Origin of the sequence: Nostoc sp. (genome assembly GCF_036917315.1) — a bacterium.
GTDB lineage: Bacteria > Cyanobacteriota > Cyanobacteriia > Cyanobacteriales > Nostocaceae > Nostoc.
In genome coordinates, this window is the sequence record NZ_JBALDR010000053.1 from 31,988 (window position 1) to 47,226 (window position 15,239).

Annotated in this window: 13 protein-coding genes and 1 pseudogene; 5 read left to right on the top strand and 9 right to left on the bottom strand. The window is 40.7% G+C overall.

The window, feature by feature from the left end:
- Positions 1-344 precede the first annotated feature (344 nt).
- From V7K84_RS34345 to V7K84_RS25935, 3 genes and pseudogenes are all read right to left on the bottom strand, one after another.
- A pseudogene (locus V7K84_RS34345) lies at positions 345-401 on the bottom strand (hypothetical protein); the annotation flags it as partial.
- A 529-nt stretch (positions 402-930) separates the two neighbouring features.
- Complete coding sequence (locus V7K84_RS25930) at positions 931-2,220, bottom strand: glycosyltransferase family 4 protein (protein ID WP_334842335.1); 1,290 nt, start codon at positions 2,218-2,220, stop codon at positions 931-933.
- Between the two features lie 866 nt (positions 2,221-3,086).
- Positions 3,087-3,665 carry a PEP-CTERM sorting domain-containing protein gene (locus V7K84_RS25935; RefSeq protein WP_334842336.1) on the bottom strand — a complete coding sequence of 193 codons (579 nt, stop codon included), beginning with the start codon at positions 3,663-3,665 and terminating at the stop codon, positions 3,087-3,089.
- 252 nt (positions 3,666-3,917) lie between these two features.
- Between V7K84_RS25935 and glyS the strand changes: the two genes are divergently transcribed.
- Together glyS and murD are read left to right on the top strand one after the other, a co-directional pair.
- A complete protein-coding gene (gene glyS, locus V7K84_RS25940; protein ID WP_334842338.1) occupies positions 3,918-6,071 on the top strand; it encodes a glycine--tRNA ligase subunit beta in 2,154 nt (717 codons plus the stop codon).
- Positions 6,072-6,155: 84 nt separating this feature from the next.
- Positions 6,156-7,649 (top strand): UDP-N-acetylmuramoyl-L-alanine--D-glutamate ligase, encoded by a 1,494-nt coding sequence (murD, locus tag V7K84_RS25945; protein ID WP_334842339.1) that lies wholly within the window; start codon positions 6,156-6,158, stop codon positions 7,647-7,649.
- Between the two features lie 139 nt (positions 7,650-7,788).
- Here murD and V7K84_RS25950 read toward each other — a convergent pair whose 3' ends face one another.
- From V7K84_RS25950 to V7K84_RS25965, 4 genes are all read right to left on the bottom strand, one after another.
- Positions 7,789-8,013 (bottom strand): type II toxin-antitoxin system HicB family antitoxin, encoded by a 225-nt coding sequence (locus V7K84_RS25950; RefSeq protein WP_292719064.1) that lies wholly within the window; start codon positions 8,011-8,013, stop codon positions 7,789-7,791.
- Positions 8,013-8,204, bottom strand: a complete 192-nt coding sequence (locus tag V7K84_RS25955) for a type II toxin-antitoxin system HicA family toxin (protein ID WP_334842341.1) — start codon at positions 8,202-8,204, stop codon at positions 8,013-8,015. Before V7K84_RS25955 ends, V7K84_RS25950 begins: the two co-directional genes overlap by 1 nt.
- A 136-nt stretch (positions 8,205-8,340) precedes the next feature.
- A complete protein-coding gene (locus V7K84_RS25960; RefSeq protein ID WP_334842343.1) occupies positions 8,341-8,949 on the bottom strand; it encodes a hypothetical protein in 609 nt (202 codons plus the stop codon).
- Positions 8,950-9,124: 175 nt separating this feature from the next.
- Entirely contained in the window at positions 9,125-9,712 is a 588-nt protein-coding gene (locus V7K84_RS25965; protein WP_334842345.1) for a thylakoid membrane photosystem I accumulation factor, read from the bottom strand.
- 364 nt (positions 9,713-10,076) lie between these two features.
- Between V7K84_RS25965 and V7K84_RS25970 the strand changes: the two genes are divergently transcribed.
- From V7K84_RS25970 to V7K84_RS25980, 3 genes are all read left to right on the top strand, one after another.
- A complete protein-coding gene (locus tag V7K84_RS25970; RefSeq protein WP_334842347.1) occupies positions 10,077-11,414 on the top strand; it encodes a Mur ligase family protein in 1,338 nt (445 codons plus the stop codon).
- Between the two features lie 56 nt (positions 11,415-11,470).
- Entirely contained in the window at positions 11,471-12,289 is an 819-nt protein-coding gene (locus V7K84_RS25975) for a type 1 glutamine amidotransferase (RefSeq protein ID WP_334842349.1), read from the top strand.
- Between the two features lie 85 nt (positions 12,290-12,374).
- Positions 12,375-12,998: a Uma2 family endonuclease gene (locus V7K84_RS25980; RefSeq protein WP_334842351.1), complete on the top strand. Its 624-nt coding sequence runs from the start codon at positions 12,375-12,377 to the stop codon at positions 12,996-12,998.
- A 103-nt stretch (positions 12,999-13,101) separates the two neighbouring features.
- Here V7K84_RS25980 and V7K84_RS25985 read toward each other — a convergent pair whose 3' ends face one another.
- Together V7K84_RS25985 and V7K84_RS25990 are read right to left on the bottom strand one after the other, a co-directional pair.
- Positions 13,102-13,668 carry a hypothetical protein gene (locus V7K84_RS25985; RefSeq protein WP_334842352.1) on the bottom strand — a complete coding sequence of 189 codons (567 nt, stop codon included), beginning with the start codon at positions 13,666-13,668 and terminating at the stop codon, positions 13,102-13,104.
- 112 nt (positions 13,669-13,780) lie between these two features.
- The gene (locus tag V7K84_RS25990; RefSeq protein WP_334842353.1) at positions 13,781-14,377 is read right to left on the bottom strand and encodes a DUF4360 domain-containing protein; all 597 of its coding nucleotides are present in this window, start codon (positions 14,375-14,377) and stop codon (positions 13,781-13,783) included.
- Positions 14,378-15,239: the final 862 nt, after the last annotated feature.

Genomic DNA, 15,239 nt, shown 5'->3' on the forward strand with positions numbered 1-15,239 from the left:
TTTAGACTTGGGCAATCTACTTTTCGCTAAAAAAGCATTATTTGGAATAGTTTTTTAGCCCTTTTTTCTATATGTTGATGAAAAATATGTTTGGGTATTTGGGCGATCGCTCACGATGTCTAGCACCTAAAATGAAGCAATTTTGTTCAGCATATTATGGTTGATTTGTACATTACCTAACTCCGTTCAATTTCTTAAAGTGTAATTTATAGTTTTTTGTTAGTCAGTATAAACCCAGTGCCTTAGCTCAGAGAGAAAGCACGGTTCATGTTGTTGCAGTTCAAGCTTCTGCCTGTAAAGCGATGCTTCGGTAATTAGAGCAAGTTAGTAGTTGCTTTTCAGTTTTAGAAATGACGAAATAAAGTTACCTCATTGACCGCAGCAACACGAGCAATTTCTCGTGTTGTCGCTGTGGTTAAACTTGCCGTTGCAAATACCTTAGTTGCTGACTAGATCGAGGTGCATAAGTTTGTGCCGTACTTGACGCTAAGTTTTGTATGAGTGTTTGCAAGCGCTTGCTTGCATTATAACCACATAGCAGACAAGATTGGTATAAGTTACAGATGAGTTTATCCCCCTTGAGTACTAGTGAATACTGATCTTAAGGAAGAAAAAATCTGGAGCGATGCTTTGTTTACGAGACGCTTGTCTGCGACACGCTATGCGTAGCTTTACTTCTTTGCAGGAGTAAGCCGACGCTGATTAATTCAGCTGTCTTAATCAAAGTTGCGAGTTTCATCAAGTTATCCTCACCAAGAACGACGTGCAATCAGCCAGTGTTCTCTAGATTCCTATTTTTGAGCAGTCTCAACTTCCTACAGTTAGTTCACCCGATCGGTTGATCTTTAACTCACCCGAATGGGTGAGTTAAAGATCAACCGATCGGGGTTTTGTTTGTGTAGCCAACGAGTGAGAAATCCTCAATCCCCTTCAACCATCTACAACTGATTTTTTAGAATCGAATTTTGGTAAAATCCCCACAGTTGATTTTCGGTTGGTAACAATATGAGAAAAAAGCCACTCATACCGATCGAGCGCTTGCTCTAAGGAATAGTTTTCTTCGGCAAATTGTCTTCCTGTGCTACCTAGCTTCCTCCCTAGAGCCGGATTAGCATATAAATCATGCACCGCAGCGGCCATTGCCTGGGGCGATTCTGGTTCAACAACTATCCCACCACCGCTGAGTTCGATGGCTTTAGCAGCAGTACCAGTGGCGGGAACTGAACCCACAATTGGGCGACCACTCGCCAACAAAAGTGGTATTTTTGAAGGCATATTGAACGAAATCACATTGTGCTTTTGCACAATTAGCCCGACATCAGAAGCTGCTAGCATTTCAGGTAGTTTTTCTCGCGGCTGTAACGGTAGTAGCAAAACATTATCTGCTCCATTTGATAAACAATATTCCTGCAACCTTTGCAATGCTATTGATTCGCCAACAATGACAAAGACAATATCTTTGATATGACGTAAACAAACGGCTGCTTCGATTACTGTCTCTAAACCTTGCGTTAGAGCAATATTGCCTGAATAAAGTACTACAAATTTCCCATCTAGTTGATGGTTAGATATCCAAGAGTTGCTCTGTTTGGGTAACGGGCGAATGAAATTTACATTTACCCAATTGGGAATACAAACGATTTTATTAACCGGTACTCCCTTATTTACTAAATTCTCCCGAAACCCATCAGCGATCACACTAATAGTATGTGCAGTCCGATATGCAAATTTCTCTAAAGCTGCAAGAGTTCGGATCATCCACTTGTTTTTTAATAACCCAATACGCACAGCAGCTTCTGGTAAAATATCTTGCACATTTAGAACTACTGGGCAGTTGTATAACCAGCCCAATGTTGTTGCTGGCAAAGTACCTAGTAGCGGCGGAACTGTTAAGATAATCACATCTGGTCGCCCACCTTTAAAGGCTTGAGGTAAGCTCGTGAAAACAAAGCTCAACTCCAGTAACAGCCGATCTATGAGGTTAGGTTTAGACTTAATTCGTACGTAACTTCGCTCAATTGTGACGCCATTTTTTTGTTCCGTAAGATACCATTTATTCTGATACCCATCGTAAATTTCGCGCTGAGGATAGTTGGGCATTCCCGTAATCACCCGCACTTGATGACCTCGCTTTACTAGTCCTTCTGCCAATTCAGTCATTAACGGAGCAATTCCAATTGGCTCTGGATGATAGTTGTAGGAATAAATCAGAATATGCATGAATTATTTGTGAATTTTGTGAAGATAGCATGAGACGAGCGGATTACTTATGAATAGCCAGTGGGGCTGCTATTTTTATTATTTACAGATTTTTTTTGCATGAAGTACAAAGCTACCGTTTTGGAAGCAGTAGGCAGAGATAGAAACTGTTTATATCTGATTTGTATCCCTGCATTTTGTTACCTCATTTATTTACAAATGCTGTATTTTGACTGGTTAAATTGTTTGATTAAAAAAAATGTGTTAAACATTGCTTATAAATTTTCTTCGTAGTTTTCAAAAGATAATTTTTGTACTGCATAAAACACTTAAAAATTAAAATATGACTTTGTATACACAGCTTAGGCTATTGATAAATATAGACTTTATTTTCTAGTGATTATGACAATAGTTGGTCTGTTTATCTCCGAACTAATGCCTCAATTTATACTGGGAGAATTGTAACATTATATTCACTGTTATGCATATAACCCTCATTCCGCCTTTTCAACTGGCACATGAAGTATTTTTAACCAAGTTATCAGTATTGTATTCATTCAGCAAAATCCAACTTTTTGAGTAGTTCAAAGGCACTGAGCAAAACAGTGTTGGATGCTGAGTCATAAATGCTGGGGTAAAAGTAAAAATTAATTTCACTCAGCCCTGTAGCTTTGTAAAAGTGTTGATGACAAACTAATAGACATTTGGTGAAATTAAATATGCGTTATCCAAAATCCTTGTAGAGACTTAGCACCGCTAAGTCTCTACATTCTTTTTCACTCATATTTTAATCAGGTTATATGATAGCCCCACTAGTTAACTGAACTAGTAGGGCTAGAATAGAGATTCAGTAAATTTGGCAAGCTCTGACTAGAAAGCCCTAATTTCTAGTAAGAGGCTTGCTTTTTCTTGAAAGTTGAAGCTACACCCAAACCAGCAAATGCTAGCAAACCCAAGAGAGAAGCAGGTTCAGGGACTTTGGATACTTGGATAGAACCAGAATTTTGATCTAGTGTTGTTGACGTTCCCTGTTGATCGACATCCTGACGTAAGAACAAAGAGTCGCCAACCGTTCCCTGAAAGAAATATTCTCCAATTACACCCGTTCCTCCAGCGACATCAAAGGGGCCAAATAATGTCTGAGTGGAAGTATTAAAGTTGAAAGCAAAGAAGCTAGATTCTGACACTCCACCACTAACAGTGTTATAGGTTCCCAGAAGATTTTTAGATGGATCTAAGAAGGAGACATTCAAAGATTGTAAAAAGTTGGTGGCTCCACTACCAACTTCTGAAATGATTGTTGGTGCTGTAGTTTCGTCGTAGCTGAATGAACCCGTTGCTGAGTAACCAGCATCACCTTGCCAGTTAAAGTTTAATTCAATAGCTTGGGCTGGGTTGTTAGCACCAGCCGCGATCGCAGCAACCAGTGTTGCGATCGCGGTGATTTTGGCGAAAATATTTTTCATGGTCATAACTCCGAAATTGATTGTCATGATGCATATATCAGTGCATCAATCAAGACTAAGCTTACGATAGAAATATATATCCGTAAATACCGCACAAAACACGGTATGTAATGTAATGAATTTATGAAGAGAAGCACTTGTTTTATAAAGTTTTGCATAAAATGTCAAGTCTATGATTCAGCTAAAAATCACGAGCGATCGCCTGAGAATAACTGATAAAGTTGAGCTACGCAAAGTTGAAAACAGTGTTATATGCCTGGGTTTCTATTAGAAGTTGGTACAGAAGAACTACCTGCAAGTTTTCTCAGTGATGCTTTAGTGCAATGGCAGGAACGCATTCCCCAAAGCCTGGAAGTAAACGGTCTCAAGTCCGAAAGTGTCAAGGTGTACGGTACTCCCCGGCGGCTGGCGGTATTGATTACAGGTCTACCATCGCAGCAACCAGATCGAGAAGAAGAAATTAAAGGGCCCCCCGCCCAAGCCGCCTTTAAAGATGGTCAGCCGACAGCCGCCGCCGCAGGTTTTGCCAAAAAGCAAGGTGTGGAACTGGATGCGCTGTCAGTTCGCCCCACTGACAAAGGGGAATTTGTCTTTGTGCAAAAAAGAATTCCCGGTCGTCCTGTGGCGGAAATTTTGACAGAACTTGTTTCCCAGTGGATTTGGGGGTTAGAAGGTAAGCGGTTAATGCGTTGGGGAAACGGGGATGCGAGGTTTTCGCGACCAATTCGTTGGCTGGTAGCTTTGTTAGATGAGACAGTGCTGCCTTTAGAATTAGTGAATGGTTCTAAAACGGTTCAGAGCGATCGCATTTCCCAAGGTCATCGGGTTTTGCATCCTGAACCTGTGACAATTGCCCAAGCTACTGATTATGTTACCGCCCTCAAGTCTGCTTATGTCACCGTTGACCCAGAAGAACGGGTAAATCTGATTAAAGAGCAAGTAAATGCAGTCGCAGAGAATTTAGACGGGTATACAGTAATTTACCCCGATTTGTTAGCGGAAGTAACCAACCTTGTAGAATATCCCTCCGCAGTTGTTGGTAAATTTGAACCAGAATTTTTAGAATTACCAACTGAGGTAATTACTGAAGTGATGGTTACTCATCAACGTTATTTTCCTGTATTCAAACCAGGGAGTTTTGAGCAAGAATTATTACCAAATTTCATCACCATTTCTAACGGCGATCCCAAGAAATCAGATATTGTTGCTGTTGGAAATGAAAGGGTAATTCGTGCCAGATTAGCTGATGGCAGATTTTTCTACGAAGCTGATTTAACTAAACCTTTAGAAAGCTTTTTACCGCAATTGGAAAAAGTCACTTTCCAAGAAGAATTGGGTTCGGTACGTGCCAAGGTAGATAGAATTGTTCAAATTGCCGAGCAAATTAGCAGTCAATTAGAATTAGCGGAAGATCAAAGCCAAAGAATCCAACGTGCTGCTTTATTATGTAAAGCAGATTTGGTGACACAAATGGTGTATGAATTCCCCGAATTGCAAGGTATTATGGGAGAAAAATATGCCTTAGCTAGTGGTGAAGATGCGGAAGTAGCAAAGGCAATTTATCAACATTATTTGCCAAAGGGAGCCGGTGATGTATTACCTGAAACACTCACGGGTAAAATTGTTGGTTTGGCAGATAGATTAGATACTTTAGTGAGTATCTTTGGTTTAGGTTTAATTCCTTCGGGTTCCTCCGATCCCTTTGCCTTGCGCCGTGCTGCTAATGCTGTAGTTAAAATTGTTTGGTTTGATAATCTGCCAATAAATTTAGATGATTTATTGAAGGAAATAGCAACAGACTTTGCAGCCAAATATCACAAAGATCGAGCATCATTAACCACAGCATTACAAGAGTTTTTCTTGCAACGCATCCGCACTTTATTACAAGAAGAAAAACAGATTGATTACGACTTAGTAAATGCAGTTTTAGGAGAAAACGATCCAGAATACACAGAACGGACGTTAAAAGATTTATTGGATGTCCGCGATCGCGCCTTATACTTACAACAAATCCGCAATGACAGTACCTTAGATAACATCTACGAAACCGTTAACCGTTCCACACGATTAGCCGCCCAAGGTGATTTGGATACAAAACAGCTAGAACCAACAGCCGTAGTTCGTCAAGAATTATTCCAAAAACCCTCTGAGGCAGCTTTGTATAATGCACTAATCGAATCAGTACCGGAAACTCAAGCAGCACAGCAGACACGAAATTATCAACTATTAGTAGCAGCACTCACAAAAATTGCTCCAGCAGTTAGTAACTTCTTTGATGGCCCGGATAGCGTTTTAGTTATGGACTCCGATCCAGAAGTCAAGCGTAATCGGTTACATCTGCTGGGACTAGTTCGCAATCATGCCCGTGTTTTAGCTGACTTCGGTGCGATCGTCAAAAATCTGTAGCGTAGGTCAACAAAAACTGGTGTAATTTTTGCCAAGAAAGGCTACTATAGGGAGTGCTTAACCAGGGACACTCTGCTGCAATCTATGTCCAAAGCTCATGTTGTTGGATTGGGAAAGTCCGGTGTTGCTGCGGCGAGATTGTTGAAACGGGAAGGTTGGGAGGTAGAGCTGAGCGATCGCAACACCTCCAAAACCCTCCTAGAACAACAACAAGAACTCGCTGCCGAGCAAATAACCGTGAAACTAGGACAATCCCTAGAATTGAATGGTGCTAATTTACCCCAATTAATAGTCGTTAGTCCTGGCGTGCCTTGGGATATTCCCGTATTAGTTGAGGCACGCCAACTAGGTATTGAAACCATTGGCGAAATGGAACTCGCTTGGCGAAATTTGCAATCGCTACCTTGGGTAGGAATTACCGGCACTAATGGCAAAACTACTACCACAGCTTTAATTGCTGCCATTTTCCAAGCAGCAGAATTAAATGCACCCGCCTGCGGTAATATTGGCTACGCTGCTTGTGAAGTTGCCCTATCCCAGAAGGGCAGGGGGGCAGAGGGGCAGGGGGGCAGAGGTGAAGGAACTGCGATCCAAAATCATGTTGATTGGGTGATTGCGGAAGTTAGTAGCTATCAAATAGAATCTTCGAGTTCTCTTGCTCCCCGGATCGGTGTTTGGACGACTTTTACGCCGGATCACCTCAGTCGCCATCAGACTTTAGAGAACTATTACAACATCAAAGCCAAATTATTACGTCAGTCTGAGTTGCAAGTGTTCAATGGCGATGATGCCTACTTGAGCCAGCTAGGTTTAAGTGCTTGGCCTGATGCCTATTGGACAAGTGTGAGAGGAAAAGATTTTCTGATTAGCGAAAAAGGCTTTTACATTGAAGACGGCTGGGTTGTGGAAAAATTGACTGCAACCTCGACACCAGAACCGATTGTGAAAGTATCTAGTTTGCGAATGGTGGGAGAACATAACCAGCAAAATCTATTGATGGCAGTAGCAACAGCAAGATTAGCGGGAATTAATCGTGATGCGATCGCACTTGCAGTTCGGGAATTTCCTGGTGTTGCCCATCGTTTGGAGCATATCTGCACATGGGAAGGTATTGATTTCATTAACGACAGCAAAGCCACCAACTATGATGCTGCTGAAGTTGGTTTAGCATCTGTTAACAGTCCAGCAATTTTAATTGCTGGTGGAGAAGCTAAAGCGGGTGATGATACTGCCTGGCTAGCACAAATTCAAACCAAAGCTGCTGCTGTGCTATTGATTGGTTCTGCTGCACCTGCATTTGCCAAACGTCTCCGAGAGGTGGGGTATCATAACTACCATATCGTGGAAACTATGGAAAGGGCAGTTCCCAAATCGGCAGAATTAGCCAAGCAGTATCAAGCGCCTGTGGTGTTGCTATCTCCGGCTTGTGCCAGTTTTGACCAATATCCGAATTTTGAGGTGCGGGGCGATCGCTTCCGTCATCTATGCCTTGCTTGGGCAGGAGGCTGGAAACCCGCCGGAGTAGAACTCCCCGAACTTGAAAACTCTAGTCAAGAGTCAATAGTTCAAAGTCGATAACCATCGTTTCTTAACAAATTCGTAGTAAGGACTTTAGTCCTTGTTTTCTAAGCACTAAAGTCCTTACTATAAACTTTCAAAACTAACTTGACAAAATACTAGAAGGATTATTTGGTACTAATTTAGTAGTTTTGTATAATTATATTTTGCTATAGTTTGCAACTTCAACCTCATGAGCAATGCTTGTAGGTTTAGGAATAGGTAAACCATCTTCTAGCATTCCTTCTATATGAAATTCAATAGCCTCTGCAATCATCTGCTTAACTTCTTCTAAAGTTTCACCCACAGCGACACAACCTGGTAAATCAGGGACATAAGCGCCGTAGCTAGTTGCTCCCTTTTCAATCACAACTGTATAACGCATCAGTCTTCCTCCAATTGAGCTTGTCTCCAGATATTTTTCAGAGTACCAATTGGCACATCCACGTTTGGCTTACCAGCCACTGTTACAGTACCAGCTTTATCAGGATGTTTGAACTGTCGATGACTACCTTTAGTTCTAGCAAGATACCAACCATCAGCTTCCAGTCGCTTGATTACATCACGTACTTTCATGTTACTACTTATCTGTACAGGTAAAATTTCTGTTACAGATAGAGTGCCTTATTGAGAAAGCAAAGTAAACACAATTATGTCGCAATTCTGTCCGTCATTTTGTCGTGGGTTTCAGTATTGCTACCATACATATCAATCAACCAATGGGGCGATTTCCGGGATTGACTGCATGAATATATTCACTACCCGATCGCGGTCTTCCTCGTTTATAATAAGCTTCTTCTGGTTTACCCCATCCTAACTGCAAAATCATTTCCAAAAAATTAGAATTTTCCCACTTGCACAAACTTGCCCACTCTGTTCTTTGAACAATTCTATCTACATCAGATGTCACAATTTGTTGGTGTTGTTTACTATTATTGAAACTCAAGTATAAATCCATTCCTATAGTGACTTCATACCAAAATTCTACGATGGAATTTTTAGCGGCTTTTAATATCTCTAAGTCACCATTGAGGGCAATTAACTCAGTATCTATTTCGGGATAGTGCAAGTTTTTTCCTTTAACTGTCACTTCTCGCCAAATAATACCAGAAACTCGATTTTCTTTCTGATACTCGTGAATTGCAGTTTTGAAATCTTGATAGGCAGTAAACTGTTGCAACCCATCAGTGCTGATAAACTGGTCAATTACAGGATTGCCAGAGATTTTTATTTCTAACTTTAAGCGTTTTCCTTTGAGGCAAGCTTGGCGCTCGGCTGCCAAAATTTGAATTAGCTCCTGGGTGGTGTAAACCTTTGACATCAGAATACACTCTGTTAATTATTGGGCAATGGGCATTGATTACGGACTTTAGACTATGGATTAATTTCCTCAATTGTTAATACAGATATTTCAATATTATGCTTTGACATCGGCGGCAATGTAGTAACAGATATAACTAAAAATTAGGGCAGACCAATTTGGTCTACCCCATAGGTTACTTAGCTAACTCACTACTAAACTCATTAAAAGCTCGCCGCTTTAGCTGTGCTGTTTCAGTACGTGGTAATAAATCAAAGATTTTACGAAATTGATCGTCTATATCTTCAAAAGGTACTTGACCCTTTTTATTCAAAACTACTTCACCTGACTTATTTAACACCACTACTTGAGGAACGCTTCCAGCATAGTAATATCCTGGTTCAGTTGGGTCGTAGCTCTCTTTCTGCGGGATAGTATCTACACTAATCGGCATAATCTCTGCTACCCGACCATAGAATTCCTGTACCCGTGAGATAGAAATGGCATATCTTTTGGAATCGCTGCTATCATCCAGATAAAAAGCCAAAAATACGGGTTTATGCTCCGCTAAAGTCTGTGCGAGTGTCTGTCTGGGAGGAACCAATGAACCATTGCCAGCATAAACGACAAAGATGTTGCCATCATATAAATCATTATTCAGACCAGCAGATGCAGGTTGCATACTTATAATGAAAAGACTTACAAGCAACAACAGGCATTTGGACAACCACCTTTGCCAGCTAGTAATTTGTTTATGTAAAAAAAGAAACTTTGTGCTATTCATCAAAAGGAACCTTGCAAGCTACTACTTGTTGTGAGTTTGTGCTGAATTTGGCCAACTGGGCTGGATATGTAATTACGCCCACGCACTATTTTTTAAGATAACGCCTACTGAGATTATCTCTCGCAAGTGGCTGGTATCGCTACGCAGAATTCAAAACAAAGGTAAAGTAGCGCAACGCAACAATCCAAAATCATTCGACTGACCGTAGCCGTACCCTTCTGAGGAAGCAAGCAATGTGTAGCATTCCGCAGGAAGTCTAAAATTCAAAATTGCGAATACTGGCTTTTTTAGCCAGGATTCGCTAAACTCACAAGATTAAATTTGCACTTTTAATTAACAACCGCCAGAACACTAGGGTACAGATGTGGGAAACAAAATACAATTCATAGATAGACTGCGATTGGGTTTCGCGGTGTCAGTGGCAAAGAGTGTGACTTTTATAGTGCGATCGCTCCGTCTGGGTGCTGCTAGTGTATTACCAGGCTCGATTGCTCGTCGCATTGAACCCAGACTCTTACAATTATTGAGTCAGCAAGTTAAAAATGGGGTGATTTTAATTGCTGGTACTAACGGCAAAACTACTACAGCGCTGCTTTTATGCACGATATTGGAACGCAAAGGTTTTCGCGTCACTCATAATTCTACAGGTGCAAATCTGGAAAATGGCTTGATGACGGCGCTGTTAGAAAGTACCAACTTACTAGGTACGCTAAATACTGATTATGCCATTTTGGAAGTTGATGAAAATATTGTACCAAGAGTATTAGCGCCACTCCAGCCACGAATCATTCTCTGTTTAAACTTGTTCCGCGACCAACTCGATCGGTACGGCGAAGTAGATACAATTAGTAAGCGTTGGACAAAAGTTATTTCTACCCTACCACCAGAAACGGTGGTAATTCCTAATGCTGATGACCCAACTTTATCTAACCTCGGTCAGCAGTTACCCCAACGGGTGTTATTCTTTGGCTTGAATGAACCAGAACATTATTTAGAAGCAATTCCTCACGCTGTTGATTCTATTTATTGTCCCAAATGTGGACATTCCCTAGATTACAAGGGTGTTTATTTGTCTCATTTGGGAGATTTTACTTGTCCTAAGTGTGGTTTTAGTAAAAGCAAACCGACTCTCGAAAGTAATGAATGGTCGCAAATCCTGGTTGGTTTGTACAACAAATATAATACTTTGGCGGCTGCAACTGCGGCTATTGAGTTAGGAGTTGATGAAGTAACAATCAGAGATACTATTAATACCTTTCAAGCTGCTTTTGGTCGGGCTGAAGATTTGGTAATTAATGGTAAACGAGTGCGAATATTGTTATCAAAAAATCCTGTGGGCACGAATGAAACCATTCGCGTAGTTACTCAAAGCACAGATAAAACCACATTGCTGGTATTGAACGATCGCACGCCCGATGGCACTGATGTATCCTGGATTTGGGACGTGGATACCGAGAAATTAGTCGAACGCGGCGGGACTTTAGTAGTGAGTGGCGATCGCGTCTATGATATGGCACTACGTCTACGTTACAGCCAAAAGTCCCCTGAGAGTAACTTAAATTTAATAGTCGAAGAAGATTTACGACAAGCGATCGCTACTGCATTAGAGCATACACCAGAGAATGAAACTTTGCATATTCTGCCAACCTACTCAGCCATGCTAGAAGTGCGAGAAGTTCTGACTGGTCGTAAAATTCTTTAAATTTGTCATTTGTTATTGGTCATTTGTCATTTGTAATCGTCCCATTCCCTAAATTTATGACTTCTCAAAATTTAGAATTAACAATTGGTTGGCTTTATCCGACGCTGATGAGTACTTATGGCGATCGCGGTAATGTAATTACTATAGAACGTCGCGCTCAATGGCGGGGATACGATGTGAAAGTATTACCCTTAGATCAAAATTCCACAGCCGCAGATATTAAAACTGTAGATGTCATAGTTGGTGGTGGCGCACAAGATCGTCAGCAAGAAATTGTCATGCGTGATTTACAAGGTGCAAAAGCTGACGCGATGCGCGAGAAAATCGAAAATGGTACACCGGGAGTTTTTACCTGTGGTTCACCCCAATTGCTGGGACATTATTATGAACCAGGTTTAGGACAACGGATTGATGGTTTGGGAATACTCGATTTAGTTTCCGTGCATCCTGGTGAAAATACTAAGCGGTGTATTGGCAACTTGGTAATTGAAGTGACAGCCTCACGTCTAGCGCGAGATTTAAAAGAGATGACTGGTAGCACACCATATTTGGTAGGCTTTGAAAATCACGGCGGACGTACCAAGTTGGGAAAAGTGGAAGCTTTGGGACGTGTGGTATACGGCTTGGGAAATAATGGTGAAGATGGAACTGAGGGAGCATTTTATCAGAATGCGATCGCTACTTATTCTCACGGCCCTTTATTACCGAAAAATCCCTTTGTCGCCGATTGGTTAATTCAAACAGCACTGCGGCTAAAGTATCAACAGGAAATTACCTTAAAACCTTTTGACGATAGCCTCGCTACACAAGCACGAGAAGCGATGTTTAAGCGATTGAAAGTGAGTTTACCAAATGCTGCTGCGGCGAAAGTTTAACCTAAGTTCGCTGATTAAGCCTCTCTCCGTGTCGGGGAGAGGTTTGGAGAGGGGTCAAATTTGACATCAAGCAAGAGGGCAAAGTATGACTCAAGCCTTAACCAAACAAGTAACATTTGATGAATTTATCGTCTGGTATCCCGAATCTTCAGACAGGCGTTATGAACTACATGATGGGGTAATTGTTGAAATGCCTAAGCCAAGAGGCAAGCACTCAGAGATAGCTGGGTTTATAAATGGTTCTTTGTTTATTGAAATCACCCGTTTGTCCATCCCTTGGTTTATCCCTAAAGAATGCGTCATCAAGTCACTTAATACTGATTCAGGTTATGAACCAGATGTCATTGTTCTTGATAGACAAGCTCTCAGCAACGAACCACGCTGGAAAAAAGAATCTATCATTATGCAGGGTAGTTCCGTCAAGTTGGTTGTAGAAGTTGTTTCCACCAACTGGAGCGATGATTATGCTTTGAAGCTTGAAGATTACGAGTCTCTGGGCATTCTTGAATATTGGATTGTAGATTATCTAGGTTTAGGCGGTAGGCGGTTTATTGGCAATCCTAAACAACCAACTATCTCGATTTACCAATTAATTGAAGGTGAGTATCAAGTTAAGCAATTTCGGGGAAATGACCGTATTCAGTCGCCAGCTTTCCCAGAGTTGAATTTAACTGCTGAACAGATTTTTCGGGCTGGAGAAGTCGCGTAAAAAACAGATATCTTGCAGCATTCTTAATTAGTAGCCGCGATCGCACCACCCCAACATATTACTGTTCTTCATCTTTCTCCTGAAGGAGCGCTAAAACCAAATTTTATTGTTGTTGAAGTGCAAACTTCATTTCTGTCAACTCTAATTCTCCTCCGTTCGTCATTAATACTAAATTAACGCCTAAAACACTTTTTCCTGTAGTTGTATAGTTAGTTGGAGGTATTTGATTAGTCAAATCAAAATTCATAGCACTTCCATAGATCATTTGATATGGAGTTGGTTTATTGCCAAGTAAAAATGATGTGATAGCTACTCGTGCTGGTGATTTCTTTACTACACCTTTTACAGCTAAAGGCACGAGCCTAAATTGCTTTTGGGTATTAGAGGTATCAATTCTAACGATACATCTAGCCCTTGGCAATTGTGCATTTACAGTTATCGGAGAGCGAAGTGTAAACTGATTTATTTGCGGATCGAAACTTATATTACATCTCCTACTAACCAAAAAATTTGGCTGGTTGTCTATTGCAGCAGCAGTACTAGATGAATTGCCATCATAACAATAGAAAAAAAACAAGCATATTAACATGAAAAAATTACGTGCATCACTTAATCTCAACATAACTTCCTCTCCGTCAACAGAAATTTGTAATATTAAAGAAGAATACATTCGGTAGATTCAATGAGTGGGGGATTTAGATCCATCACTCATTGAAGACCACCAAATTTGGAATTTGGTTCGGTGTATCACCATCTATCCGTAGAATCGCTAAAAGCAAGTACTAGCAACGTCTTAGGTCAAAATAAAGCCTTACATCCCCAGCATTGATATCGGCTGTATCAACGAAAATAGAACTTGCTCGTGAGGATTGTGCAATCATATTAATACCTAATAGTCCTTGCCCACCACCACTACATAAACCTGTAGCAGCTAGAACAGTAATCTCATCTTGCTCGGCAAATGCCTTACTAGATGTAAACTTGGTAGTTTTGGGGGGAGCTACGGCTTGACCAAGAGCACCACCACTAAAGCTATAAGTTCTGCTTAAGCTGGTACCTTTACTCTTGCTATCAATATCAGTAGTTCCTTGGTACAGTACTTGTACATCTTGGACGATGAAACCACTTGGAATAAAAGTTTGAACGCGTAAAATACATTTTTGACGCTGACCATTGAATGCACTAAAGTTATCCAAGACGATCGATAAGCTTCTACCATCATCTCCAGGAAGCTGATCGGCAACACTACATCCACCAGAACCGAGTGCATCTCCAAAAGTAATACTAGGCGAATCTCCAGCCAAAACCTTGGTCGTAAGCACATTCATTCCAAGAATTGTAGATAGAGACAGTAATACACCAAATTGTTTAAAGTTCATATTGATTGTACCTATGTTGTTAAAGTTGTTTTTTCATGGAAAATGCAGTCAAAATGCATCTCCCCCAACTATTTAACTAGTGCAGGATAAATGTCTAGAAGGTTTACTTTATTTAGAAACTAAATCGTTTTTAACTGTGGCAGGAATTAACTTAGTGTAGGTATAGCATCACCTACGTAGGATTCACCTGTAATAGCCTAAAGTCTTGAGATTAAAAAATGGCACTTTTTCTGTAAAATCCATGAGAGAACTCTCCTGTAGATGCAAAAGTAGAATTAAGCCTCAATACCTTTGCTAAAAAAAGAGGTAGTCTAGCTTTTGCCGAAAGACCCCAACGCAAGAAGGCTGTAAACCCTCAAGCTAATTAATGCAATAGTTGAGTGTCTCTATCTTGAAGTTACAAAAAGAATCTGAGGAACTTGTGAGGAAATATAGTACTTATTAAAACTTAAACTTTGTCAGTACTAAGGCTATCACCAACAAACTTTAGTCATCAATGTTATGAGGTTGACTCTTAAGGTTACAGCATAAAGCCTTAGAGCTAAAACATAAAGCCTTAAGGTTACAACATTAAGCCTTAGAGCTAGAACATAAAGCCTTAAGGTTACAACATTAAGCCTTAGAGCTAAAACATAAAGCCTTAAAGTTACAACATTAAGGCTTAAAGTTAGAGCGATCGCTGTTGACATAGAATACAGACTATTTGTAGGGGCACAGCATTGCTCATTAGTGCCAACTTAAGCTTAAAACCAGTCTAGAAAAAGCTTTTAGCAGATTATCTTGTTATCTCGTTCCCAGCCTCAGACTAAGAATGCCCGTCGTTGAGGTTTCACCTCTTGAGTGGTAGCAGAGCGGCCAGGAG

Coding starts and splice junctions, on each gene's coding strand:
- V7K84_RS25930 (WP_334842335.1), bottom strand. CDS start 2,220: ATGCATATTCTGATTTATTCCTACAACTATCATCCAGAGCCAATTGGA.
- V7K84_RS25935 (WP_334842336.1), bottom strand. CDS start 3,665: ATGAAAAATATTTTCGCCAAAATCACCGCGATCGCAACACTGGTTGCT.
- glyS (WP_334842338.1), top strand. CDS start 3,918: ATGCCTGGGTTTCTATTAGAAGTTGGTACAGAAGAACTACCTGCAAGT.
- murD (WP_334842339.1), top strand. CDS start 6,156: ATGTCCAAAGCTCATGTTGTTGGATTGGGAAAGTCCGGTGTTGCTGCG.
- V7K84_RS25950 (WP_292719064.1), bottom strand. CDS start 8,013: ATGCGTTATACAGTTGTGATTGAAAAGGGAGCAACTAGCTACGGCGCT.
- V7K84_RS25955 (WP_334842341.1), bottom strand. CDS start 8,204: ATGAAAGTACGTGATGTAATCAAGCGACTGGAAGCTGATGGTTGGTAT.
- V7K84_RS25960 (WP_334842343.1), bottom strand. CDS start 8,949: ATGTCAAAGGTTTACACCACCCAGGAGCTAATTCAAATTTTGGCAGCC.
- V7K84_RS25965 (WP_334842345.1), bottom strand. CDS start 9,712: ATGAATAGCACAAAGTTTCTTTTTTTACATAAACAAATTACTAGCTGG.
- V7K84_RS25975 (WP_334842349.1), top strand. CDS start 11,471: ATGACTTCTCAAAATTTAGAATTAACAATTGGTTGGCTTTATCCGACG.
- V7K84_RS25980 (WP_334842351.1), top strand. CDS start 12,375: ATGACTCAAGCCTTAACCAAACAAGTAACATTTGATGAATTTATCGTC.
- V7K84_RS25985 (WP_334842352.1), bottom strand. CDS start 13,668: ATGTATTCTTCTTTAATATTACAAATTTCTGTTGACGGAGAGGAAGTT.
- V7K84_RS25990 (WP_334842353.1), bottom strand. CDS start 14,377: ATGAACTTTAAACAATTTGGTGTATTACTGTCTCTATCTACAATTCTT.